The 22,278-nt window shown below is 51.6% G+C and carries 22 protein-coding genes and 2 pseudogenes; 11 read left to right on the top strand and 13 right to left on the bottom strand.

Annotated features, from left to right (window positions below):
• Positions 1-64 precede the first annotated feature (64 nt).
• The 3 genes from AC0Z7K_RS18800 to AC0Z7K_RS18790 all read left to right on the top strand — a co-directional run bounded on the left by AC0Z7K_RS18800 (position 65) and on the right by AC0Z7K_RS18790 (position 3,318).
• A complete protein-coding gene (locus AC0Z7K_RS18800) occupies positions 65-505 on the top strand; it encodes a DUF411 domain-containing protein (RefSeq protein WP_000758228.1) in 441 nt (146 codons plus the stop codon).
• 97 nt (positions 506-602) lie between these two features.
• Positions 603-3,080 carry an Ag(+)-translocating P-type ATPase SilP gene (gene silP / locus AC0Z7K_RS18795; protein ID WP_485615478.1) on the top strand — a complete coding sequence of 826 codons (2,478 nt, stop codon included), beginning with the start codon at positions 603-605 and terminating at the stop codon, positions 3,078-3,080.
• Between the two features lie 40 nt (positions 3,081-3,120).
• Positions 3,121-3,318 carry a DUF2933 domain-containing protein gene (locus AC0Z7K_RS18790; RefSeq protein WP_224267067.1) on the top strand — a complete coding sequence of 66 codons (198 nt, stop codon included), beginning with the start codon at positions 3,121-3,123 and terminating at the stop codon, positions 3,316-3,318.
• Positions 3,319-3,351: 33 nt separating this feature from the next.
• Here AC0Z7K_RS18790 and AC0Z7K_RS18785 read toward each other — a convergent pair whose 3' ends face one another.
• On the bottom strand, positions 3,352-4,089 hold the full coding sequence (locus AC0Z7K_RS18785) for a peptidoglycan DD-metalloendopeptidase family protein (protein ID WP_000287502.1): 738 nt from the start codon (positions 4,087-4,089) through the stop codon (positions 3,352-3,354).
• A gap of 288 nt (positions 4,090-4,377) precedes the next feature.
• Positions 4,378-4,827, bottom strand: a complete 450-nt coding sequence (locus AC0Z7K_RS18780; RefSeq protein ID WP_112197756.1) for a copper resistance protein — start codon at positions 4,825-4,827, stop codon at positions 4,378-4,380.
• 234 nt (positions 4,828-5,061) lie between these two features.
• On the opposite strand from AC0Z7K_RS18780, the gene pcoA reads away from it, so the two are divergent.
• The 8 genes from pcoA (at position 5,062) to AC0Z7K_RS18740 (ending at position 13,071) form a co-directional block, all read left to right on the top strand.
• Complete coding sequence (gene pcoA / locus AC0Z7K_RS18775) at positions 5,062-6,879, top strand: multicopper oxidase PcoA (RefSeq protein ID WP_000925242.1); 1,818 nt, start codon at positions 5,062-5,064, stop codon at positions 6,877-6,879.
• Between the two features lie 5 nt (positions 6,880-6,884).
• The gene (pcoB, locus tag AC0Z7K_RS18770; RefSeq protein ID WP_001378118.1) at positions 6,885-7,775 is read left to right on the top strand and encodes a copper resistance outer membrane transporter PcoB; all 891 of its coding nucleotides are present in this window, start codon (positions 6,885-6,887) and stop codon (positions 7,773-7,775) included.
• Between the two features lie 39 nt (positions 7,776-7,814).
• Positions 7,815-8,195, top strand: a complete 381-nt coding sequence (gene pcoC / locus AC0Z7K_RS18765; RefSeq protein WP_112197757.1) for a copper resistance system metallochaperone PcoC — start codon at positions 7,815-7,817, stop codon at positions 8,193-8,195.
• 55 nt (positions 8,196-8,250) lie between these two features.
• Positions 8,251-9,129, top strand: coding sequence for a copper resistance inner membrane protein PcoD (gene pcoD, locus AC0Z7K_RS18760; RefSeq protein ID WP_370447465.1), 879 nt, complete (start codon positions 8,251-8,253; stop codon positions 9,127-9,129).
• Positions 9,130-9,183: 54 nt separating this feature from the next.
• Positions 9,184-9,864 carry a copper response regulator transcription factor PcoR gene (pcoR, locus tag AC0Z7K_RS18755; RefSeq protein ID WP_112197759.1) on the top strand — a complete coding sequence of 227 codons (681 nt, stop codon included), beginning with the start codon at positions 9,184-9,186 and terminating at the stop codon, positions 9,862-9,864.
• Positions 9,861-11,261 carry a copper resistance membrane spanning protein PcoS gene (gene pcoS / locus AC0Z7K_RS18750; protein ID WP_112197760.1) on the top strand — a complete coding sequence of 467 codons (1,401 nt, stop codon included), beginning with the start codon at positions 9,861-9,863 and terminating at the stop codon, positions 11,259-11,261. The genes pcoR and pcoS overlap by 4 nt, the downstream gene beginning before the upstream one ends.
• Positions 11,262-11,478: 217 nt before the next feature.
• Entirely contained in the window at positions 11,479-11,913 is a 435-nt protein-coding gene (locus AC0Z7K_RS18745; protein WP_112197761.1) for a copper-binding protein, read from the top strand.
• Between the two features lie 228 nt (positions 11,914-12,141).
• Positions 12,142-13,071, top strand: a complete 930-nt coding sequence (locus AC0Z7K_RS18740; RefSeq protein ID WP_008455303.1) for an Rpn family recombination-promoting nuclease/putative transposase — start codon at positions 12,142-12,144, stop codon at positions 13,069-13,071.
• Here the strand turns inward: AC0Z7K_RS18740 and AC0Z7K_RS18735 are convergent.
• From AC0Z7K_RS18735 to AC0Z7K_RS18685, 11 genes and pseudogenes are all read right to left on the bottom strand, one after another.
• Positions 13,068-13,679, bottom strand: a complete 612-nt coding sequence (locus AC0Z7K_RS18735) for a DUF2913 family protein (protein WP_112197762.1) — start codon at positions 13,677-13,679, stop codon at positions 13,068-13,070. The two genes, AC0Z7K_RS18740 and AC0Z7K_RS18735, sit on opposite strands and share 4 nt — an antisense overlap.
• On the bottom strand, positions 13,676-14,071 hold the full coding sequence (locus tag AC0Z7K_RS18730; RefSeq protein ID WP_112197763.1) for a hypothetical protein: 396 nt from the start codon (positions 14,069-14,071) through the stop codon (positions 13,676-13,678). Before AC0Z7K_RS18730 ends, AC0Z7K_RS18735 begins: the two co-directional genes overlap by 4 nt.
• A 52-nt stretch (positions 14,072-14,123) precedes the next feature.
• Positions 14,124-14,987: a 3'-5' exonuclease gene (locus tag AC0Z7K_RS18725; protein WP_112197764.1), complete on the bottom strand. Its 864-nt coding sequence runs from the start codon at positions 14,985-14,987 to the stop codon at positions 14,124-14,126.
• Positions 14,980-15,336, bottom strand: a pseudogene (locus AC0Z7K_RS18720) (DNA-binding protein); the annotation flags it as partial. The gene AC0Z7K_RS18725 and the pseudogene AC0Z7K_RS18720, both read right to left, overlap by 8 nt.
• A 53-nt stretch (positions 15,337-15,389) precedes the next feature.
• A complete protein-coding gene (locus tag AC0Z7K_RS18715; protein WP_001067848.1) occupies positions 15,390-16,094 on the bottom strand; it encodes an IS6-like element IS26 family transposase in 705 nt (234 codons plus the stop codon).
• 662 nt (positions 16,095-16,756) lie between these two features.
• On the bottom strand, positions 16,757-17,035 hold the full coding sequence (locus AC0Z7K_RS18710) for a ribbon-helix-helix domain-containing protein (RefSeq protein WP_112197765.1): 279 nt from the start codon (positions 17,033-17,035) through the stop codon (positions 16,757-16,759).
• Positions 17,035-17,670, bottom strand: a complete 636-nt coding sequence (locus AC0Z7K_RS18705) for an AAA family ATPase (protein WP_037035481.1) — start codon at positions 17,668-17,670, stop codon at positions 17,035-17,037. Before AC0Z7K_RS18705 ends, AC0Z7K_RS18710 begins: the two co-directional genes overlap by 1 nt.
• 253 nt (positions 17,671-17,923) lie before the next feature.
• Positions 17,924-18,184 carry a hypothetical protein gene (locus AC0Z7K_RS18700; RefSeq protein ID WP_198670067.1) on the bottom strand — a complete coding sequence of 87 codons (261 nt, stop codon included), beginning with the start codon at positions 18,182-18,184 and terminating at the stop codon, positions 17,924-17,926.
• A 33-nt stretch (positions 18,185-18,217) separates the two neighbouring features.
• A pseudogene (locus AC0Z7K_RS18695) lies at positions 18,218-19,386 on the bottom strand (ISL3 family transposase).
• A gap of 293 nt (positions 19,387-19,679) precedes the next feature.
• On the bottom strand, positions 19,680-20,651 hold the full coding sequence (locus AC0Z7K_RS18690; protein WP_001262009.1) for an ExeA family protein: 972 nt from the start codon (positions 20,649-20,651) through the stop codon (positions 19,680-19,682).
• Positions 20,641-22,275 carry a DDE-type integrase/transposase/recombinase gene (locus tag AC0Z7K_RS18685; RefSeq protein WP_206536233.1) on the bottom strand — a complete coding sequence of 545 codons (1,635 nt, stop codon included), beginning with the start codon at positions 22,273-22,275 and terminating at the stop codon, positions 20,641-20,643. Before AC0Z7K_RS18685 ends, AC0Z7K_RS18690 begins: the two co-directional genes overlap by 11 nt.
• Between the last annotated feature and the right edge of the window lie 3 nt (positions 22,276-22,278).

Here is a 22,278-nt window from a genome sequence, read left to right as displayed (position 1 = left end):
GGTGTCCTTCTTTACTGATTCACCCTGACGTCAGGGTTTAAATCGATAATATACAGAGGTGAGTATGAAAAAAGTGGTTCTGATGGCGCTGGCTCTCGGCCTTTCACTGCCCGCGATGGCGAGTGAAAAAGTGATTGATATGTACAAATCTGAAAACTGTGGCTGTTGTTCCCTGTGGGGCAAAGCGATGGAAAAAGACGGGTTTGAAGTACGAACTCACGTCATGAATGATCAGGCGCTGTCAGCCCTGAAAGAAAAGCATGCTATTCCTGCAGGACTACGAAGTTGTCATACCGCGGTTGCCGGTAATTTGATCATTGAAGGCCATGTGCCTGCGACAACGATACATAAGGCAATGCAGTCTGGTTCGGGTATATACGGTCTCGCCACCCCCGGTATGCCAGCAGGAAGTCCTGGAATGGAGATGGGAGCCCGAAAAGAGGCTTACGATGTTATCGCATTCTCACCGGATGGAAGTAAAAAAGTCTTCCAGCGAATCGAATAGTCAGCGGAACGGCTGATAACGGGACGCCGGTAGCAGGCACTCCTGTGCCGGCGACATTCGTGGTAATCGCATCCATGACATACCCTGAAGACAGAAGATGCTTCAGGTATGCATAAGGAGAGTTACTGTGAAAAATGACAATGCAGTGCAGCACAACAATCAGACTGCTTCTGAGCAGACATTATCCCCGGACGAGAGTCACGTAGTGCATAAGGTGAAAGATCCCGTGTGCGGGATGGCCATCCTGCCCGACAGGGCGCACAGCAGCATTCGATACCAGGACCATCAGCTTTATTTCTGCTCCGCCAGCTGTGAGAGCAAATTTAAAGCCCATCCCGATCGGTATCTTACCGAAGATGCCAGTGAACATTCCCAACACCATCACCACGATTATCACGAAGTCAGCCCTGATCAGATAAAACAGCCTCACCACCAGGCGGAAAAAGAGAATTCTGAAGGTGTGTGGACATGTCAGATGCACCCGGAGATACGCCGTAGTGGTCCCGGAAGCTGTCCTGTCTGTGGAATGGCACTGGAGCCGCTTGTAGCCACGGCATCCACGGGGCCGAGTGATGAACTTCGCGACATGACAAGACGCTTCTGGCTGGGGTTGTTGCTGGCGTTTCCGGTTCTGGTACTCGAAATGGGATCTCATCTGTTTCCCGCCTTGAGGAATACAGTACCGCCACAGTACAACACATGGCTGCAGCTGCTTCTGGCCTCTCCTGTCGTGTTGTGGTGTGGCTGGCCATTCTTCGCCCGGGCCGGAATGTCGTTACGTAACCGCTCCCTGAATATGTTTACCCTTGTTGCAATGGGGACCGGCGTAGCCTGGGTGTACAGCGTCATTGCAACCGTCTTCCCCTCCTGGTTTCCTGCATCGTTCAGAAACATGGATGGCCTGGTGGCCGTTTATTTTGAAGCCGCAGCAGTTATTACAGTGCTTGTTCTGCTGGGACAGGTTCTTGAGCTGCGGGCGCGGGAACAAACCTCAGGTGCCATTACTGCGCTTCTGAATCTTGCCCCCAAAACCGCCAGGCGGCTGGATCATGACGGTCATGAAACGGATATTAATGCGGAAGATGTCCTGCCTGGCGATAAGCTCCGCATCAGACCTGGAGAGAGTATTCCGGTCGACGGTATCGTGATCGAAGGCAAAACAACCGTTGATGAATCGATGGTGACCGGGGAGTCTATGCCGGTTACCAAAACGGAGGGTGACCCTGCCATTGGGGGGACGATTAATCAGACAGGTAGTCTTATCATCCGTGCAGAGAAAGTCGGTGATGAAACGATGCTCTCACGAATTGTTCAGATGGTCGCTGATGCACAGCGTTCGCGTGCCCCCATCCAGAGAATGGCTGACAGCGTTTCAGGCTGGTTTGTTCCTCTGGTGATACTTATCGCGGTTGTTGCTTTCGTGATCTGGTCTGTCTGGGGGCCCGAGCCCAGGATGGCGCACGGTCTCATTGCGGCTGTGTCGGTCCTGATTATTGCCTGTCCCTGCGCGCTGGGGCTGGCCACGCCGATGTCGATAATGGTGGGGGTGGGCAAAGGAGCCCAGGCCGGGGTGTTAATCAGGAATGCCGAAGCCCTGGAGCGTCTTGAAAAAGTGGACACGCTGGTTGTCGACAAAACAGGCACGCTCACGGAAGGTTCACCTACGGTGACAGGGATTATCAGTCTCAATCCGGGTGGGGAAACATCTCTTTTGCGTGTAACGGCCGCAGTGGAAAAAGGCTCGCAGCATCCGCTGGGTATGGCAGTTGTTAAAGCAGCACAGGAAAAGGGGATCGCAATACCCGCAGTCACTCATTTCGATGCGCCGTCGGGTAAAGGTGTCTCAGGCGATGTCGAAGGTCAACGGGTTGTTATCGGTAATGAACTGGCTATGCAGGAAAACAGTATCGTTATTGATAATCAAAAGGCCGTTGCGGATACGTTGCGGATGGAAGGCGCTACCGTTATCTATGTGGCCACAGACGGGCATCTTGCTGGCCTGATAGCTATCTCGGATCCCGTGAAAGCAACCACGCCGGATGCGCTTAAAGCTCTGCGTCAGGCGGGGATCCGCATAGTTATGCTCACCGGGGATAACCAGCTTACAGCTGAAGCTGTCGCACGGAAGCTGGGAATAGATGAGGTTGAAGCCGGGATCCTGCCGGACGGCAAAAAAACAGTAATAACCCGACTGAAAGCGTCTGGCCATGTAGTCGCGATGGCCGGAGACGGTGTAAATGATGCCCCGGCGCTGGCTGCGGCTGACGTGGGCATAGCCATGGGAACGGGTACTGATGTCGCAATTGAAAGTGCCGGAGTCACCCTTCTCAAAGGCGACCTGATGATACTGAACAGGGCCCGTCATCTGTCAGAGATCACCATGAAAAATATCCGGCAGAATCTGTTTTTTGCATTTATCTACAACGCACTTGGCGTGCCTGTGGCTGCAGGTCTGCTTTATCCTGTGTATGGAATACTGCTGTCGCCAGTTATTGCGGCGGCGGCCATGGCTCTTTCCTCCGTCAGCGTCATTGTGAATGCGTTGCGTCTGAAAAGTGTCAGGCTCGGGAAATAACACTGAGTGAAGGGTCAGTTACGAACAGAAGGAGTCCAGTATGAAAAGTACCACCTATGCGCTTATTGCTGTCGCCGCGATCACGGCATTTGCCCTCCTGCGCGAACACTGGTCACATGTGGCAGGTTACTGGCCATATCTGTTATTGCTGGTCTGCCCGCTAATGCATCTTTTCCACGGCCACGGAGGGCATGGAGATCATCAACATCACGGAAGTGAAAACGATAAAAAAAATTAATCCGGCAGACGGGGCCGCGTCGCGGTCCCGTTATCAGTCCAGGTATCGTTCGTAGTCTCTGACATGCGCAAAGGCATGCTGTTCGAGTTTGTTATCAGCGGGTGCCGCTGCCCGGAACGCCAGAGAGTTAACAGGGTTGTTATTGATGACCAGCTCGTAATGCAGATGAGGACCGGATGAACGTCCGCTGTTACCGGATAACGCAATAGCACCTCCCCGTGTAACCCTGGCCCCTTTAGTAACGAGTATTTTATTGAGGTGGAGATAGCGAGTTTTAACACCGGCTTTTCCCGTTACTTCAACAAAATATCCCATGGTACTGTTGTATTCGGCCCGGGTGATTTTTCCGTCGATGACGCTGACTATTTTCGTGTTCATGGGCATGGAATAATCAATGCCATTATGGGGACTCACTTTTCCCGATACCGGGTTAAGTCTTGCAGGATTGAAAGGCGAACTGAGTCTTGCTGTGGCCGGTAACGGATAATCGAGACTGCCTTTCCCGGAAGTATCGGAAAGGTTATAGAACTTTTTATCTGATATACGATACGCCGTGTAATTAAATGAACCGGACGTAAATTTATAGGCCACGACACGTGATTTTCCCGCTTTCTTTTGCAGTACGAGTTTTAATGATTCATTTTTTTTCAAATGCCGCAGATTAAACCGGGAAGGCAAGGAGCGCTGAAGAGTAGCGATCTCGTTCGATTCCAGCCCCGAGCGGGTGGCTGAAAGGTAGGCATTTTCTTTTACGACATCGGTAGAATACATTTACTGGAATTCGCCGTTAGCATGAACACTGCGGCGTATGCTAGGGGTTTTCAGGAGGCGTGTCATCTGTCAGTTAATCGGGAGCACCGTTGATGGTCGTCATTTTTGTAACATATCTTGTTTCCCGTTTGCTCCTGAAGCTCTGGGAACTGTATGACCAGCCCGACGGTGATGATTAACGGGACTGAAACAGGTTACGGCAGAGCAATATGGGGCTCATGTCCTGCTACGTAACCCGTCAGTAAAGCCCTGCTGCGCACCTGACGCTAAGCACTAACCCGCCTGCAGTTACCTGGACGAATACAGGCCGCGAAGCTTTCTTGCCTGCGTCTGATGAGCTTCCGCACCGGCATTATTGACCTGCTCATGCACGAGGGCGGCTTTCTCTCCGGCATTCAGTTCGTTAAAAGAAGAAGAGAAGGTCTTTGAATTTTCACCACTCTCGGACAGCATTTTTTTATGTTCCTCAATCATTTTCTGATGTGCATAGGACGCGCTGTTGTTCATAAATGAATGAGCAACAATGGCCCTTTCATGTTCATTCATTTCAGAGAATGAGGGCGTGCTGTTTTTATTAATCCTGTCCGGCAAATTTTCATGCGTCGAGGAATTCACATGACTGACGGCTGAGGCATTATTAACAAATCGATGTGCTTCATGGGCAATATCACTGGACTGAGCAAAAGCTGCCCCACAAAATAAAGCTGTAAACGCAGTGGTCGTGATTAATATATTCATGTGTAATTACCTTCTGAGGTACATAAAAGATGTCCTTATGATCATATATAAAAATAATCAACCTGTGGGGAAGATGACGTAAATGTAATACAGCTATGTACATTACACGATTGTAATGAATTTGTTTCTTAAGGTGTGCTAGCTTCATTTCATTGTAAGTGGATGAACCAGTAATTTAATTTAAATCGGTTCTCGAATTCTGTCAGTAACCATACTTTAAATAAGGGAATGCGCATGCTGTTGAAAACGTCTCGACGAACTTTCCTGAAGGGGTTAACCCTCTCTGGCGTAGCCGGAAGTCTTGGCGTATGGAGTTTCAATGCGCGTTCCAGTCTGAGCCTGCCAGTTGCCGCATCCCTGCAGGGTACTCAGTTTGACCTGACCATTGGTGAAACGGCCGTCAATATCACGGGCAGTGAGCGTCAGGCCAAAACAATCAATGGAGGCCTGCCGGGGCCCGTTCTTCGCTGGAAAGAAGGTGACACCATTACCCTGAAGGTCAAAAACCGTCTTAATGAACAGACGTCCATTCACTGGCACGGCATTATTCTTCCGGCCAATATGGATGGTGTTCCGGGGCTGAGTTTTATGGGCATAGAGCCTGATGATACCTACGTTTACACCTTTAAGGTTAAGCAGAACGGGACTTACTGGTACCACAGCCATTCCGGTCTGCAGGAACAGGAGGGGGTATACGGTGCCATTATCATCGATGCCAGGGAGCCAGAACCGTTTGCTTACGATCGTGAGCATGTGGTCATGTTGTCTGACTGGACCGATGAAAATCCTCACAGCCTGCTGAAAAAATTAAAAAAACAGTCGGATTACTACAATTTCAATAAACCAACCGTTGGCTCTTTTTTCCGCGACGTGAATACCAGGGGGCTGTCAGCCACCATTGCCGATCGGAAAATGTGGGCTGAAATGAAAATGAATCCGACTGACCTCGCGGATGTCAGTGGCTACACCTACACCTATCTCATGAACGGGCAGGCCCCGCTGAAAAACTGGACCGGACTGTTCCGTCCCGGTGAAAAGATACGCTTACGGTTTATCAACGGCTCGGCAATGACCTATTTCGATATCCGTATCCCCGGGCTGAAAATGACGGTCGTGGCTGCAGATGGCCAGTATGTAAACCCGGTTACCGTTGACGAATTCAGGATTGCCGTTGCCGAAACCTATGATGTCATTGTGGAGCCTCAGGGTGAGGCCTATACCATCTTCGCACAATCCATGGACAGGACCGGTTACGCTCGAGGGACACTGGCCACGAGAGAGGGGTTAAGTGCTGCCGTTCCCCCCCTCGATCCCCGTCCTCTGTTGACCATGGAAGATATGGGTATGGGGGGAATGGGACATGATATGGCAGGAATGGACCACAGCCAGATGGGAGGCATGGATAACAGCGGAGAGATGATGTCTATGGACGGTGCTGACCTTCCGGATAGCGGGACATCCTCCGCGCCCATGGATCACAGCAGCATGGCCGGTATGGATCATTCCCGGATGGCCGGAATGCCGGGTATGCAAAGTCATCCTGCGTCAGAAACGGATAACCCACTGGTTGATATGCAGGCGATGAGCGTCTCTCCGAAATTAAATGATCCGGGTATTGGTCTTCGAAATAACGGAAGAAAGGTTCTCACGTACGCGGATTTGAAAAGCCGCTTTGAGGATCCTGACGGACGTGAACCTGGCCGTACCATAGAACTGCATTTAACCGGCCACATGGAAAAGTTTGCCTGGTCATTTAACGGGATCAAGTTTTCAGATGCCGCACCGGTGCTGCTGAAATACGGTGAGCGGCTCAGGATCACGCTGATCAACGATACCATGATGACTCACCCCATTCACCTGCATGGTATGTGGAGCGATCTGGAAGATGAAAACGGTAATTTCATGGTTCGTAAACACACAATAGATGTTCCCCCTGGTACAAAACGCAGTTACAGAGTGACAGCAGATGCGCTTGGCCGCTGGGCGTATCACTGCCATTTGCTCTATCACATGGAAATGGGAATGTTTCGTGAAGTCCGGGTGGAGGAATGATGCGAATGAAGAGAAATTTGAAGGCCATACCTGTTCTGGTCGCCGGTTTGTTTACCTCACAGCTTTCTATTGCGGCGGGCTCCGTCTCTGCAGATCCCCACGCCGGGCACGACATGTCTGCCATGCAGATGCCAGCAGATGAGAATTTCACTGAGATGACGTCAATGGAGCCCATTGTAACTGAGAGCAGAACGCCAATTCCGCCTGTTACCGATGCCGACCGGAAGGCTGCATTCGGCAATTTACAGGGGCATGCGATTCACGACAGTGCGATTAATTATCTGGTTCTGCTGGATCAACTGGAATGGCAACGGTCGGATAACACCAACAATTTCAGCTGGAGTGTTAACAGCTGGATTGGAGGCGACACAGATCGGATTTGGCTAAAGAGTGAAGGTGAACGAAGCAATGGGGAAACGGAGGCGGCTGAAGCGCAGTTACTCTGGGGACATGCGGTTGGCCCATGGTGGGATTTGGTTGCGGGTGTCAGGCAGGATTTCAGACCTGCTTCTGCCCGGACCTGGGCTGCTGTCGGTTTCCAGGGGCTGGCACTCTATAATTTTGAGTCTGAAATTACGGGTTTTGTCAGTAATGGCGGAAAAGCAGCCCTTCGTCTGGGAGGAGAATACGACGTTTTACTGACTAACCGGCTCATACTCCAGCCATCCTATGAGGTGAATTTCTACAGTCAGGATGATGAATCGCGGGGTCGCGGCAGGGGACTGACTGACACAGAGCTGGGGCTCCGGCTGCGCTATGAAATACGCCGTGAGTTTGCACCCTATATAGGCGTTTCCTGGAATCAACTTTACGGGAAAACATCCGATATGGCGAAAAGAGAAGGTGAGAAAGACCATCAGGTAGTATTCCTGGCGGGAGCCAGAATCTGGTTTTAACGCACTGATATAAAACACTCAACTAAACAGGTAAATAAAATGTCGATTTTAAATAAAGCCATTCTTACAGGTGGCCTCGTTATGGGCGTTGCTTTCTCTGCTATGGCCCATCCGGAATTAAAAAGCTCTGTGCCACAGGCTGATTCAGCCGTAGCGGCCCCGGAAAAGATTCAGCTTAATTTCACAGAAGATCTGACTGTGAAATTCTCAGGGGCTAAATTAACAATGACCGGGATGAAAGGCATGTCATCACATTCGCCGATGCCAGTCGCGGCAAAAGTGGCACCAGGCGCTGACCTTAAATCAATGGTCATTATCCCACGAGAACCTCTGCCAGCCGGCACTTATCGTGTTGACTGGCGCGCGGTTTCTGCAGATACACACCCTATTACCGGCAATTACACTTTTACAGTGAAGTAATATTATGAACGACCTGATTATGATTGTTATTCGTTTTCTTCTTTATCTTGATTTGATGGTAATATTTGGATTGCCATTTTTTCAGATATATGGAATAAGCGGTGTCAGACATGAAACGTATAACCTGACTAATTTCAGGTCGTTTATAACCTTTGCTGTTGTTGCAGGCATCATTCTTACTGGCATTAATATGCTCCTGGTATCTAATGCCATGAGCGGAGTAACTGATCTCAGAGAATTATCTATCCATATTATCGAGATGGTGATAGAAGAAACTGATGTAGGTATTAGCTGGATTGTCAGGCTCTGTGCCCTGTTTACCACACTCGGTGCTTTGTTCCTTTACACTAATAAGAGAGTATTGTCCTGCCTGCTGATGACGATGAGTGGGGGCGTGGCGCTGGCTACACTTGCCTGGGGAGGACACGCCGTTATGCATGACGGTCTGCATTACTATCTCCATTTACTGAGCGATCTGACCCATCTCGGCGCTGCAGGTGCCTGGACAGGTGCTCTGGTTGCATTTGCTATCCTGCTGATGCGCAGAAACGAGCATAATGCACAGAGCGTCATTGTGATATCTGACTCCCTGGCAAAATTTGCCACGGCAGGAACGGTGATTGTTGTAGCCCTGATCCTGAGTGCGCTGGTCAACTATCTGTATATTGCTGAGGGTAACTTAACTCCCTTATTCAACAGTTCCTGGGGGAGGATATTGCTTGCCAAGACGGCTCTGTTTGTTCTGATGCTTCTTCTGGCTGCAGCAAACCGGTTTCACCTGGGTCCCCGGCTTGAAGTTATGGTCAGGGAAGGGAATTATGATCGCAGCGTTGCCCTGATGCGAAACAGCATCCTGACAGAATTCGTTGTTGCGATTATCATTATGGGCGCCGTAGCGTGGCTCGGAATGCTTGCTCCGTCTCAGGTCAGCTAGGGGACAGCCAAAGCTCATGCGTGAGATTTTTACTTTCATATCAGCGAGTTGACCATGCAGCGTATTTTAATCGTTGAAGACGAACAAAAAACAGGTCGTTACCTTCAGCAGGGACTGGTTGAGGAAGGCTATCAGGCCGATCTCTTTAATAATGGCCACGACGGTCTCGGGGCCGCGTCGAAGGGACAGTATGATTTGATAATACTGGACGTGATGCTGCCTTTCCTCGACGGGTGGCAAATCATCAGCGCACTGAGGGAGTCCGGGCATGAAGAACCGGTCCTGTTTTTAACCGCAAAGGATAACGTGCGGGACAAAGTGAAAGGGCTGGAGCTTGGCGCAGATGACTATCTTATTAAGCCCTTCGATTTTACAGAGCTGGTTGCACGTGTAAGAACCTTGCTGCGACGCGCCCGCTTTCAGGCAGCCACAGTTTGCACTATAGCAGATATGACCGTTGATATGGTGCGCCGGACCGTGATCCGTTCGGGAAAGAAGATCCATCTCACCGGTAAAGAATACGTTCTGCTTGAGTTACTGCTGCAACGTACCGGAGAAGTGTTACCCAGAAGCCTTATCTCGTCCCTGGTCTGGAACATGAATTTTGACAGTGATACGAATGTGATTGATGTGGCAGTGAGACGCCTGAGAAGTAAAATTGATGATGACTTTGAGCCAAAACTGATCCATACCGTTCGCGGTGCCGGATATGTCCTGGAGATCAGAGAAGAGTGAGGTTCAAAATTTCCCTGACTACGCGCCTGAGCCTGATTTTTTCTGCAGTGATGCTTACGGTATGGTGGTTATCAAGTTTTGTGCTGGTGAGCACCCTGAATGGCTATTTCGATAATCAGGACCGCGATTTTCTGACAGGTAAACTTCAGCTCACCGAAGAGTTTCTTAAAACTGAGACCTTCCGGAACAAAACGGATATTAAGTCATTATCAGAAAAAATAAACGATGCGATGGTAGGGCACAATGGTTTATTCATTTCTATAAAAAACATGGAAAATGAAAAAATTGTTGAACTCTATGCCAAAAATTCTGTTGTTCCAGCGGTCCTGCTTAATAAGTCGGGTGATATTCTCGACTATATGATCCAGACGGAAGAAAATAACACCGTGTACCGCAGTATCTCGCGGCGGGTTGCCGTGACGCCGGAACAGGGTAAAAGCAAACATGTCATCATTACGGTTGCCACGGATACTGGGTATCACACCCTGTTTATGGACAAACTCAGTACCTGGCTGTTCTGGTTCAATATCGGTCTGGTCTTTATTTCTGTTTTTCTGGGCTGGCTGACCACACGTATTGGTCTGAAACCGTTACGGGAAATGACCAGTCTGGCTTCCTCCATGACTGTACACAGCCTGGATCAGCGTCTAAATCCCGATCTGGCTCCGCCGGAAATCTCTGAGACCATGCAGGAGTTCAATAATATGTTTGATCGCCTGGAGGGGGCATTCCGGAAACTGTCAGATTTCTCGTCTGACATCGCGCATGAGCTGCGCACACCAGTCAGTAATCTGATGATGCAGACGCAGTTTGCACTGGCTAAGGAAAGGGATGTTTCGCATTACCGCGAAATTTTATTCGCTAACCTGGAAGAACTGAAAAGGTTGTCACGAATGACCAGTGACATGCTTTTTCTGGCACGTTCAGAGCATGGTCTGCTGCGGCTGGATAAACATGATGTGGATCTGGCAGCCGAACTGAATGAATTACGTGAGCTGTTCGAGCCTCTGGCAGACGAGTCAGGAAAGACAATCACGGTTGAAGGAGAGGGCGTTGTTGCCGGAGACAGCGATATGCTGCGACGTGCTTTCAGCAATCTGCTTTCCAATGCAATCAAGTATTCTCCCGATAAGACCTGTACTGCTATACGCCTTGAGCGTGACAGTGACTTTGTAAACGTGATGATTACGAATGCGATGTCTGGCTCAGTTCCCGCCAATCTTGAACGTTTGTTTGACCGGTTCTATCGCGCAGACTCATCACGGGTTCACAACACCGAAGGCGCGGGGCTGGGATTATCAATAACGAGGTCAATCATTCTCGCTCACGGTGGCGAATTGTCAGCAGTACAGCGGGGGCGGGAAATTGTGTTCAAAGTGCGCCTGTTAATGGATTAATCCCGTTATTCAGGAGAAACATGGAAGGTGACAAAATTGTCATCATTCAGTCACGCGATAAACAGAGGCGGTTTTTTATAATCATTCATAAATCAGGAGCAGTGTGATAACGCAATCACCTGGTTCCTGGAGTAATGAATAACCCGCCCTGAGATCAAATGCTTTCTCTGTTATAAGCCGTTGATTGTTTGGGTATGAAAACACCGGAGACCCAACCATGAAAAAGATCCTTGTATCATTTGTTGCCATTATGGCTGTCGCTTCATCCGCCTTGGCTGCAGAGACAATGAACATGCATGACCAGGTAAATAATGCCCAGGCTCCTGCCCATCAGATGCAGTCATCTGCTAAAAAAAGCGCAGTTCAGGGAGACAGCATGACAATGATGGATATGAGCGGCCACGATCAGGCTGCAATGTCCCATGAAATGATGCAAAACGGCAACGCTTCTGCCCACCAGGACATGGCGGAAATGCATAAAAAAATGATGAATGGCAAATCAGGAGCCACCAACGAAACCGCAAAGTCATTTTCTGAAATGAACGAGCATGAAAAAGCCGCAGTTGTGCACGAGAAGGCGAATAATGGTCAGTCTTCAGTGATTCATCAGCAGCAGGCTGAAAAGCATCGCAGCCAGGCCACTCAGAATTAACCCGCAGCCCCACTTGTTAGACCCTCTTTTGACGCCGATTTCACTGGCTTACGCTCCCGTCCGGGAGCGTTTTTTTATTCACTTATTTATCGTCAACTATCATGGTGACTGTATTTTATTGTGCTGTCCTACATGTCTGAGAAATTACCAGGGCTACCTCCTTGTAAACCAACGCAGGGGGACGTGATAAGATATGTCGGTTATTTTGCAGGCTCAGGACAGAGACAGATGAAGAAAAAAAACATGACGCCAACACCTCACGATGCGACGTTCCGACAGTTTCTGACACAGCCGGATGTGGCCCGTGATTTCATGGAAATCCATCTGCCCGCAGAGCTGCGCGCAGTCTGCGATCTCAGCACGCTGAAACTGGAATCAGGCTCGTTCGTTGAGGATGATCTCCGCCAGTATTTCAGCGACGTTCTCTATAGCCTGAAAACCACAGCCGGCGACGGCTATATTCATGTGCTTGTCGAACACCAGTCAACGCCCGACAAACATATGGCTTTCCGCCTCATACGCTATGCGGTGGCTGCCATGCAGCGCCACCTGGAGGCAGGGCATAAAAAACTGCCACTGGTGATACCGGTGCTGTTCTATACGGGTAAACGCAGCCCGTATCCGTACTCCACCCGGTGGCTGGATGAGTTTGACGATCCCGGGCTGGCAGGCAAACTCTACAGCAGCGCTTTCCCGCTGGTAGACGTTACGGTCATTCCGGATGATGAAATCGCTGGCCATCGCAGCATGGCCGCCCTGACTTTACTGCAAAAGCATATTCACCAGCGAGACCTGGCAGAACTGGTTGACCGGCTGGCGCCCATCTTGCTGACGGGATACTTGTCTTCATCGCAGGTGATATCACTGGTACACTATATAGTGCAGGCAGGCGAAACATCCGACGCCGAAGCCTTTGTACGCGAACTGGCACAGCGTGTGCCACAACACGGAGACGCACTTATGACCATCGCACAACAACTCGAACAAAAGGGTATTGAGAAAGGTATCCAGCTTGGAAGACAGGAAGGTCGTTCAGAAGGTGAGCGCGAAGCGACTCTGAAAATAGCCCGTACCATGCTCCAGAACGGCATTGACCGCAATACTGTCATGAAAATGACCGGTCTGACTGAAGACGACCTGGCGCAGATCCGCCACTAATCCCCCTTTCCAGGCACTCCCTGCCCGGCCATCAGCGAATACTGGTGGGGCAGGGAGGCACCAGACTCAGGCTCTGCCTGCCAGCCACAGCGATTAAACAGCTTCATCACCCCCGCTACGTTCCCAGTCAGACGCGCTGTCAGCGGATTTATCTGTCGGCCGCTGTCGTCAAAAGCAACATCGAGGTTGGCCCGTGAGAGATAAATGCCGTTCACGCCTGCACTGAACGCCACAGCATTCCGGCCGGACCATTCCCGATCGCTCAGCAGACGGTAGTTCCAGTGCATATCTTTCGCTGTTTCCAGCGCATACGTCAGCCGGAACAGGTCGTTCTGCCCGGACAACTCGCCGGTGCAGGAACGCCAGAGGTAATTCAGCTTGCTGGCCAGCCTGGCGCTGACGCCCAGCTGACGTCCCTGTTTCAAAAGCCACTCAATATCGGGCGTCACATCACGAGAAAAACGCCGTTGCTTCAGCGCAGTCGCCAGCCAGCGGGTGAGAAAGAGGTTTTCCTGTGCCGGCGAGAGAACGCCACCATCCTGCCTGGCCAGCGCAAGCGCCACCAGGGCACACCACGCCAGATGACCTGATTTTTCTGTCAGCGTCACGGCTTCTCCCGCAAGTCAGAAAAATGATGTAATTCATCCAGCATAATCAGCACACGCCGGCCAGTCTTACGGGGAAACATTCGACGCATCTCACGCGTCAGCTGCTTCTTCTCCCATCCGTAAGGGAAAATAATGCTGTATTCACTTCTCTCAGGGAGGATATCAGGGCCCGCGACGATACGCGCCACCTCCTTATTCAGGCGTTCTCCTCGCCAGCCATAAGCCGCCAGTCGCTTACGGATACGTGCAACGGGAAAACGTTTATCGGAGTGACGGGGGAAGAGTAACGTCCCGTCCTCATTTCGTTTGACGCCAAACATATCCAGAGATTGTTCGATCACTACTGTTCGCATGGGGAAAAGCTCATGCATTGTTTTCATTGTATTTTCCATTCCAGACTCCTGAATTAATTCCTGCAGCTGTCTGACCAGCCAGAGAGCAGCACTATGCTGGCTCACTCCCTGCGTCATCATTCATTTCACACTGGAGATCACGCCAGTATCCGGCAATATTGTTTACCACGCGTGCCGTCATAACGGCGTCAGTGACGGCGGAATGAGCCTCCCCGGTCCATCTCAGGCCTGCCTGACTGACAGCGCCGGAAAGCGATATGGTACCGTAGCGATTGGTGGGGCCGTAATACCCCGCAGCGAGCCGCATGGCGCAGTACACCGTCAGAGAGTCCAGCCAGCTGGCAGGGTCATTATGCGCTGCCGCTGTCTGCTTCAGAATCCGCGTATCAAAATCAGCATTGAAAATAACCAGCGGGCGCCGGCCGATATGGTGCTGCAGCTGCTGCGCAATATCGGGCCAGGATGGCGCACTGACCAGATCATCGTCACTGATACCGTGTACTGCAGCTGCTGCCGGATCGATGTCGACAGTGGGTTTAAGGCGGGTCTCAAATATCCTCTCACCGCGGGCATTCACCAGACCGATTTCCAGCGCCTGCGCGCCGGCATCAAGTCCGGTCGTTTCGGTATCGAGGAAGACGGGGTCCAGCGTTAACCAGGTATGTGCCAGCATGGCGAATCTGCCACGCTCACTCTTCATCCGGGCTTGCAGGCCCAGACGTGCGCTGGCCTGCCGCTGTTTTTCTGTCTGTGGGCGTTTCGCCCGCATCGGGACGCAGTCAGCCAGCCGCCATACGCCGTATTTCCCGCCGTAAGGACTTTTGTACAATCTGACCGGTTCCACACCGGGGGCTGGCTTCATCCTGAACTCATCCCGAAGTCGCCCTTTGGTGTAGCATTTATCCTCCGCCCGGGGCGCTTCATCACAGGCGTCTGAATTGTCATCATCACGCATTCTGGCCACCGGTCTGTTTATTGCCTGAAAGCGCCGCCATCAGTGACTGATTCTGATGCTTCAGGGCTTCAGCCTCACCACGCAGTGCCGCGACCGTTTCTTTCTCTCCCATCGTCTCCAGACGGGCATCATCACGCTGGTTTTCCAGCTGCGTGCAGCGATCTGTCAGACTGGCTATTTCACTGCCCATACGCACCAGTTGCTCCGAGGATGCCTTTTCCTGCGATTCCAGCCTGGCGGTGAGGCTGCTGACTCTGTCACGTTCAAGTGCAAGCTCACCGGCGCGCGCCTGCGCGTCAGCGACTGCCTGCTCGAGGCGTTGCTGCAACGTTTCGCGGGTGGCCTGATGCGGCACTGTTGCAAAGTTAGCGATGAGGCAGCCTTTTGTCTTATTCAAAGGCCTTACATTTCAAAAACTCTGCTTACCAGGCGCATTTCGCCCAGGGGATCACCATAATAAAATGCTGAGGCCTGGCCTTTGCGTAGTGCACGCATCACCTCAATACCTTTGATGGTGGCGTAAGCCGTCTTCATGGATTTAAATCCCAGCGTGGCGTCGATTATCCGTTTCAGTTTGCCATGATCGCATTCAATCACGTTGTTCCGGTACTTAATCTGTCGGTGTTCAACGTCAGACGGGCACCGGCCTTCGCGTTTGAGCAGAGCAAGCGCGCGACCATAGGCGGGCGCTTTATCCGTGTTGATGAATCGCGGGATCTGCCACTTCTTCACGTTGTTGAGGATTTTACCCAGAAACCGGTATGCAGCTTTGCTGTTACGACGGGAGGAGAGATAAAAATCGACAGTGCGGCCCCGGCTGTCGACGGCCCGGTACAGATACGCCCAGCGGCCATTGACCTTCACGTAGGTTTCATCCATGTGCCACGGGCAAAGATCGGAAGGGTTACGCCAGTACCAGCGCAGCCGTTTTTCCATTTCAGGCGCATAACGCTGAACCCAGCGGTAAATCGTGGAGTGATCGACATTCACTCCGCGTTCAGCCAGCATCTCCTGCAGCTCACGGTAACTGATGCCGTATTTGCAGTACCAGCGTACGGCCCACAGAATGATGTCACGCTGAAAATGCCGGCCTTTGAATGGGTTCATGTGCAGCTCCATCAGCAAAAGGGGATGATAAGTTTATCACCACCGACTATTTGCAACAGTGCCAGATTTAGTATTCCACTACAGGGGCAGATGTAGCCATTGCTAGATGCCCCCCTTCTCATTGCTGCTTGTAGGTTCTCTGTAAAATCACCAAACAACACAACTCACAACTCACAACTCATAGATTTCATAATTCATAATTCATAATTCATAATTAGGAAATAATAAATAGCAAGGATGAATTATTCGGTCTAATTCTATCAAACAAAACAATGCATAAATGACGTTTATTGCAAAACGGACTCACCAGAACGGAACCAGATAAACTTAGGTATGAGGTATGAGGTATGAGGTGACATACTGAATTTAGCATTCAAATAATCAACTCTAAACGATCGTTATCAGTGTGAATTATTACGGAATACTTAATACAGCAAATTGAATCTACTGGTAGCTAAGGAATTATAAGGTTACGCTCCACACATAATTATCATCAAAAACATAGCAACATGATTGTTTTTTTTTCAGAAATTATCCAGTTCGGAAAGAGGGAAGGAAACATAATTGTGAAGTATGAAGTGCGGATTATCAGGTGCTAATTGAATACAGTAGGGGAGGGCGCTGGATTTCAAAAAGAAGCCCAGCGGTGCATAAGTATGAAATCATACTTTTTTGAGATACGCGTCCAGAGCATCGCGAATGATAGCGCTCACACTTTTCGGCGCAATACCGACGCGTTTGTTATACAAGGCCAGGTCTTCAATTTCACGCAAAGTATTCTGAGGCAGAGAAATGGTCGTCCTGGTCAATATTTCTGGTACAGGTTCTACAACTACTTTCTCATCGCCATAGGGACGGTCAGCCAATCTATTCGCCAGAGCATCCGCTTCTGCTTCAGTAACTATGCGGCGATTGGTTAAAGGGGGTTTTTTTAAAGCCATTAAAATACCTCATTCAACAGAGCAAGAACTTCAGACTTGGCTTTTTCATTAGATGTTTCCAGGACAGATTTACCTTCAGACATCACATCTCGGTAAACCTTTCGGTAACATGCCGTCGCGCTCAAAGGGATCAGTCCTTCGAATTCGCGGACATACTCCAGAAATTCATGCCGTTCGTTTCCCTGAAGGAGGGGATTTGTAGTGGCCATACTTTGATAGCAATATGCCTTAAGCTCTGGATTTAAATCCCGCATGCTTTCTAACTGCTGCTGAAGCTCAACCATCGTATCCAGATCCAACTGAGAGCATTGGTGCGGAGCAATGATCTGATGAGCTACGGTTCCGCCTGTAATCAGCTCACGGCTGTTTCGTCCGGCAACATCCACTATAACGTGATCAAACCTCTCATCAAGGCTTCTGAGTGTTTGAGATATGTTGTCTCTTTTCTCAATCAGGGTGATGGAGGGGGTAAGGCCTGCAGCTTCACGTTCGGCATACCACCTTGACGAAGAGCGTTGAACGTCAGCATCGACCAGACACACATCCTTGCCCCATAAGGCCAAACCCACAGCTATATTGACTGCAGTTGTTGTTTTCGCGGCCCCACCTTTATTGCATCCAACAATCGTGATCATTTGTCACCCGTGATATCAAAAGTAGTATTTCTTAAATAATAACTCACAAAAGATAAATGTGAAGTAATATCGACTAATTATTATGTATTAATTCATACTTATTACTTAGTTAAAGCATAGTAAGCATCGCTCAATTGAAACCGCAAACGTGATTGAACAGGTAAGAGACAAAATCAAAATTATTTGTTTCCTCGTTGATCAGCTGCCTAAGACTTTCTTGGGTGCAACCCTTAACAAGCTGAAGAACCCATGGTTACACGGTATTAATGAGGGTCTTCCCCTGCTGTGGTGGGTACTCCAGAGCTGTCCTAACTATGAACAATAAGGCCAAGGATGAACGGTCCAACATTCCTCCGAGGATCTTCCCACTGCTTATACCCCGGATAACCACAGATAAAGGTTTACGATCGCTGATACCGGTCATGTAGCCGTTAAACTCATTCAGCCCCTCTTCAATTGACATCAAATGTTCTGGTGTAATACTTTCTGAGACATCTATTCTGATTCCTTCCATTTAAAACCTCTCATTATTGTTTTTAATTGCTAATCACCAGCCCATACCCAGCTTCCCGTAGTGAAACAGCACACCCAGCTTGAACCGTTCTTTATTTCTGAAGACACGAGACTTGGTCCGGAGTAGGCGGATTTTTCTGTTTAGAGATTCCGCATTGCCGTTTGATACCCGGTTTCTCATCGCATTCAGGATGACTTAAAGACGCTTTGCCACCATCTGGCCAGCCCTGGCCATTAATGGTATTCCTATGTTCTTCGCCATTATCATCCATTCCTACCACAGCCTACGGCTATGGACATCATAGCGACGGTGCCTTAGGTCACGGGCAAGCTCTTTCATTACCCAGCACTGGCTCGTTTGGGGTAACACCCGCCGAGCAACTTCTTACCTCTCGGCCCGGCGCCCGAGCGGTTTTGTTTGCTGTAAAACCACAGGTAGCGTGAGCAGTGGGTGTCTTTCCTGTCTGACGACGGGATCTGTTTCATCTCAGCCTGACGGGTTTTATCAACCACGGCGCACAACATTTTTGCCACATGTAAGTGATCGAAGACGATTTTATCGACGAGATTGGGGAGATAGATGAGGGCTGCACTGATATAGGCCATAGACAGCATTTTTATCTCATCAAGCTGGTGGCCTCACAGCCTGCGCAGATAACTGGCAACACTCTCTACACCACGATCATCGGCCAGTTGCAAAGCACGTCCCTGCCTGTCAGAGATAACGGCGACGTACTGGCGTTCTCTTTTGAAGCCGACTTCATCAACGCAGAGATGACAGGCCGATAAAGGCTGTTTTATCCGGACTAAGCTTCGTTTGACTGCGCGCATCATGATACCGTCCACGGCATTCGAGCTGAGTTTAAGCTGTTTTCTTACCGCATCACGGTGCTGACTTTCAGCCATGAGAGAACAAAGGCTGCGAACAGCAAAGTGTAGCGGCTGCCTGACCCCGCACAGGCCACAGGCAGTGTCTGGCAACCGTGCTCGTGGCAGTCAACGCGGGGGACACCAGCTTCAACTAGTGTGCTGAACTGACAGGTATTGAGGTGACGCTATTTGCGACGCCGGTGATCATGTATGGAGTAGGATTTACCGCAGGTTGGAAGGGCAGTTGTGTGTTTTCAGCAATGCCGACAATGAACCAAATTTTTCATCAAGGGAAAGGGATTGTACCTGTCACGGTGCGGACTGTTGAATGATATGGGCTTAGAGGGAATTTTCGTCCATGGCAGACTCCTCAGTAAATCAAGACTGCCATCATAATGCCTTTAGCTGTAGCGACCTGCAATCGAAAACGGTCCGACCTGCATTCAGCGGCTTTTTCGACCGGAATTAACTGCGACCAGCGCCCACCTCAAACCAGAGATAACTGCGAATGAACCTGCATTCAATCGCGCCGACCTGCATTCCATCGGCGCGAACCAGAATTAACTGCGAGTGACCGGGAGGCGCTGGCCAGATACGGCGCGGGCCATTCGGCCCTTGCGTTGGTCCTATATCGGCAAGCCAGCAGCCAGCATGCGCTCACGGATTTCTGCCGTGCGCTTCGGTTCAAGCTGATTGCTGAACAGCGATCGGATCTCCGATGCCTTAGCGTCGAACTGCTCGACCATGTCCTTGAGCCGGTAGCCATGTCGCGCCAACGTCGGCTCCAGGTCGTCGAGCTGGCGCGACATCACCGTTTCCACCAATTCCGCCGTCACCGGTTTTTCGCCGGTCTGGTAGCCCGCTTCCAGCGCCAATGTTAGATGCAGCTGGACTTGCAGCGGCGTGCGCAGCTTGGTGGCCAGTATGTCGATTGCATCGGCCGTCAAGATCGACTCCGACTCGACCGTGTTGCCGGTACTGACGCCAAGCAGCCAATGAATGTAGTCGCGTTGGCTGCCGGCGATGCCGTCCAACGTGAAGATGTCGGTGCGATAGCCGATTTCTTCCATCGTCGGCCGGCGCAGGTCGTTGCGCAATTTGGGATGGCCCGCCAGGATCACCGACAGCCGGCCGCCGACATCTTCCGCCAGTTCCATCAAGCGTTTCAATCCGATCAGCGTGTGTCCGTTCAGGTCGTGCGCTTCGTCGATGAACAGTGCCACCGGGCGCTTGCCCTTTTTCAGGAGCTCTTGCAGCTCCCGGTCGCGTCGCTCGTTCTGCTTGGGAATCTGAACCAGCTTGTCCTGGGCCAGGTCGTAGTAGAGGGCCGTAATCAGGGTGGCGAGCTTGATGCTGTGCTTTTCCACCGAAATCGATTTGGCGACGGTCACCCGGTTCTCCTCCTTCAGGATCTGCTGCAGGCGGCGCAAGGTGACCGTCTTGCCGCTGCCCACGACACCGCAGACCGCAATTAGCCGCCCTTGCATGATGGCGCCCCTGATGTCCTTGATGAGCTGCTGGTGATGCTCGGTTTCATGATAGCCCGCCTGGCTGAGCGCTTGCGTCAGTCCGTAATACTGCATTACTTCAACTCGCATGGTCTTCTCCGGATTTTTTATTGCGAAAATAATCGCGTACGCGCGTCAGCACAATGCTGCGGGTCAGCGTCTCGCCCAGCACCTGGTCGATGAAGGCCCGATCGGCCGGCGGGAGCTTGGCCAGCGGTTGCGCCAGGTCGTTGGCGATTGCCAGCTTGGCGGCGATGATGCTGGCGAAATGGTATTCGTGCGCTTCCGCATCGAATGGCTGTATGGGAAACTCGCTGGATAGATTCAACGGCGCCAGCCGCAGATCCTCCCCGGCCAGCGCCGCGATCGGCAGCTTGAGCTGGTCCGCCAGCGAGCGGATGCGGTCGGCCCGCTCGCAGGCGGCGCCGCGCTTGAATGCCCGGTAGCGGCCCAACGGAATCGGACCGGACACCGGATGGTAAGGGCCGCTTCGGGTTCCCTCGTACTCGACATACAGTTCGCTGTCGAACAGCCCCCACAACAACAGCACCGTTTCGCCGGCCATGTCCGGTTCCACCTCATAGGCGGTGCCATCCACCGAGACGCGCGCATCAATGCCGACTTTGCGCCGCTCCGGTTCGCGGGCGAAGCGGCAGTATTGTTCCCAGGCGCACATGGCCCGGATGCCGTCGGGCGGGAAATTGGCGATCCAGTCCTCGATCCGGGAATGTGGTTCAGCGCGGTGGTCTTGCCGGTTGTAGCGCAACAGGTAACGCATCAGCCACGCGTTGGCCTGTTGTTCGGTTTCCGGCTTGTGAAAGTGGTACAGCGTTTCGTGGGCATCCTTGACGGTGCGGAAGGGGCGCTCGACCTTGCCCTTCGAGCGGGCTGTCACGCGTTCGCCATCCTTGCCTGCCGGGATGTGGGTCAGCCACTCGATGCCCAGGGACTGCATCACGTTCTGGAATACGCGACTCTTGGCCACCGGGCCATTGTCGAGATAGATCATCTTGGGCCGGCCCTGGAATGGAAATTCGGCCTCGCCCTTCGCCGCCATCGCATTGAACAGAAAGCGCAGTGCCGATTCTGCATCTTCGCCGTAGACGCAGCGGTATTCGAGAAAGCACACGCCGCTTCGGTCATCGACTACGCTGTACAGCATCAAGGTGGGATCGCCTTTGGCCGGGTCCACCCAAGACGGCGCTTCGATGCGTTTCAGGTCGGACGGCGACATGTCGAACTGCCAGCAATCATTGCTGTATTCGGCCTGGAAACGTACGGCGGGCGGCTGCCGGCGCAGGCGCGCCTGATCCAGGTGCCAACGCGTGAGGTATTCATTCACCGTGCTGCGCGTCAGAACACCTTGCGGTGCGCGCACCAAGCCTTGCCCAGTTTCGACGCCATACTCTTCCAGCAGCTCAATGGCACGCTTGGTGGACAGGTGCCGCCCTGCCTTGTTGGTGGTTCTGAGTTTGAGGGCGGCGACCAGCTCGCAATAACGTTCCAGCTCCGATCGGGGCATCAGGCGCGGCGTGCCGTGATCGACACGATGCGCCGCGCGCGGCTTGAGGAAGTCCTTCAGCGCCCGATACACGGTGCTGGCGGAGATGCCGTACAGTTCTGCGCTCGCTTGCACCTGCGCCGTCCGCTCCGGACTTTTGCGGGGCAAGCGGTCCAACCGCTGCCGCAACTGCAGTAGCGAATCGGACGGGATCTG

It is taken from the genome of Rahnella sp. 1L-D-7-B-C2 (genome assembly GCF_057290995.1).
This window is presented reverse-complemented; position numbering and strand designations above follow the sequence as displayed.

Bases quoted from the DNA above. Each gene is read 5' to 3' on its own strand.
- AC0Z7K_RS18800 (WP_000758228.1), top strand. From the start codon at position 65: ATGAAAAAAGTGGTTCTGATGGCGCTGGCTCTCGGCCTTTCACTGCCC.
- silP (WP_485615478.1), top strand. From the start codon at position 603: ATGCTTCAGGTATGCATAAGGAGAGTTACTGTGAAAAATGACAATGCA.
- AC0Z7K_RS18790 (WP_224267067.1), top strand. From the start codon at position 3,121: ATGAAAAGTACCACCTATGCGCTTATTGCTGTCGCCGCGATCACGGCA.
- AC0Z7K_RS18785 (WP_000287502.1), bottom strand. From the start codon at position 4,089: ATGTATTCTACCGATGTCGTAAAAGAAAATGCCTACCTTTCAGCCACC.
- AC0Z7K_RS18780 (WP_112197756.1), bottom strand. From the start codon at position 4,827: ATGAATATATTAATCACGACCACTGCGTTTACAGCTTTATTTTGTGGG.
- pcoA (WP_000925242.1), top strand. From the start codon at position 5,062: ATGCTGTTGAAAACGTCTCGACGAACTTTCCTGAAGGGGTTAACCCTC.
- pcoB (WP_001378118.1), top strand. From the start codon at position 6,885: ATGAAGAGAAATTTGAAGGCCATACCTGTTCTGGTCGCCGGTTTGTTT.
- pcoC (WP_112197757.1), top strand. From the start codon at position 7,815: ATGTCGATTTTAAATAAAGCCATTCTTACAGGTGGCCTCGTTATGGGC.
- pcoD (WP_370447465.1), top strand. From the start codon at position 8,251: ATGGTAATATTTGGATTGCCATTTTTTCAGATATATGGAATAAGCGGT.
- pcoR (WP_112197759.1), top strand. From the start codon at position 9,184: ATGCAGCGTATTTTAATCGTTGAAGACGAACAAAAAACAGGTCGTTAC.
- AC0Z7K_RS18745 (WP_112197761.1), top strand. From the start codon at position 11,479: ATGAAAAAGATCCTTGTATCATTTGTTGCCATTATGGCTGTCGCTTCA.
- AC0Z7K_RS18740 (WP_008455303.1), top strand. From the start codon at position 12,142: ATGAAGAAAAAAAACATGACGCCAACACCTCACGATGCGACGTTCCGA.
- AC0Z7K_RS18730 (WP_112197763.1), bottom strand. From the start codon at position 14,071: ATGGAAAATACAATGAAAACAATGCATGAGCTTTTCCCCATGCGAACA.
- AC0Z7K_RS18725 (WP_112197764.1), bottom strand. From the start codon at position 14,987: ATGCGTGATGATGACAATTCAGACGCCTGTGATGAAGCGCCCCGGGCG.
- AC0Z7K_RS18715 (WP_001067848.1), bottom strand. From the start codon at position 16,094: ATGAACCCATTCAAAGGCCGGCATTTTCAGCGTGACATCATTCTGTGG.
- AC0Z7K_RS18710 (WP_112197765.1), bottom strand. From the start codon at position 17,035: ATGGCTTTAAAAAAACCCCCTTTAACCAATCGCCGCATAGTTACTGAA.
- AC0Z7K_RS18705 (WP_037035481.1), bottom strand. From the start codon at position 17,670: ATGATCACGATTGTTGGATGCAATAAAGGTGGGGCCGCGAAAACAACA.
- AC0Z7K_RS18700 (WP_198670067.1), bottom strand. From the start codon at position 18,184: ATGGAAGGAATCAGAATAGATGTCTCAGAAAGTATTACACCAGAACAT.
- AC0Z7K_RS18690 (WP_001262009.1), bottom strand. From the start codon at position 20,651: ATGCGAGTTGAAGTAATGCAGTATTACGGACTGACGCAAGCGCTCAGC.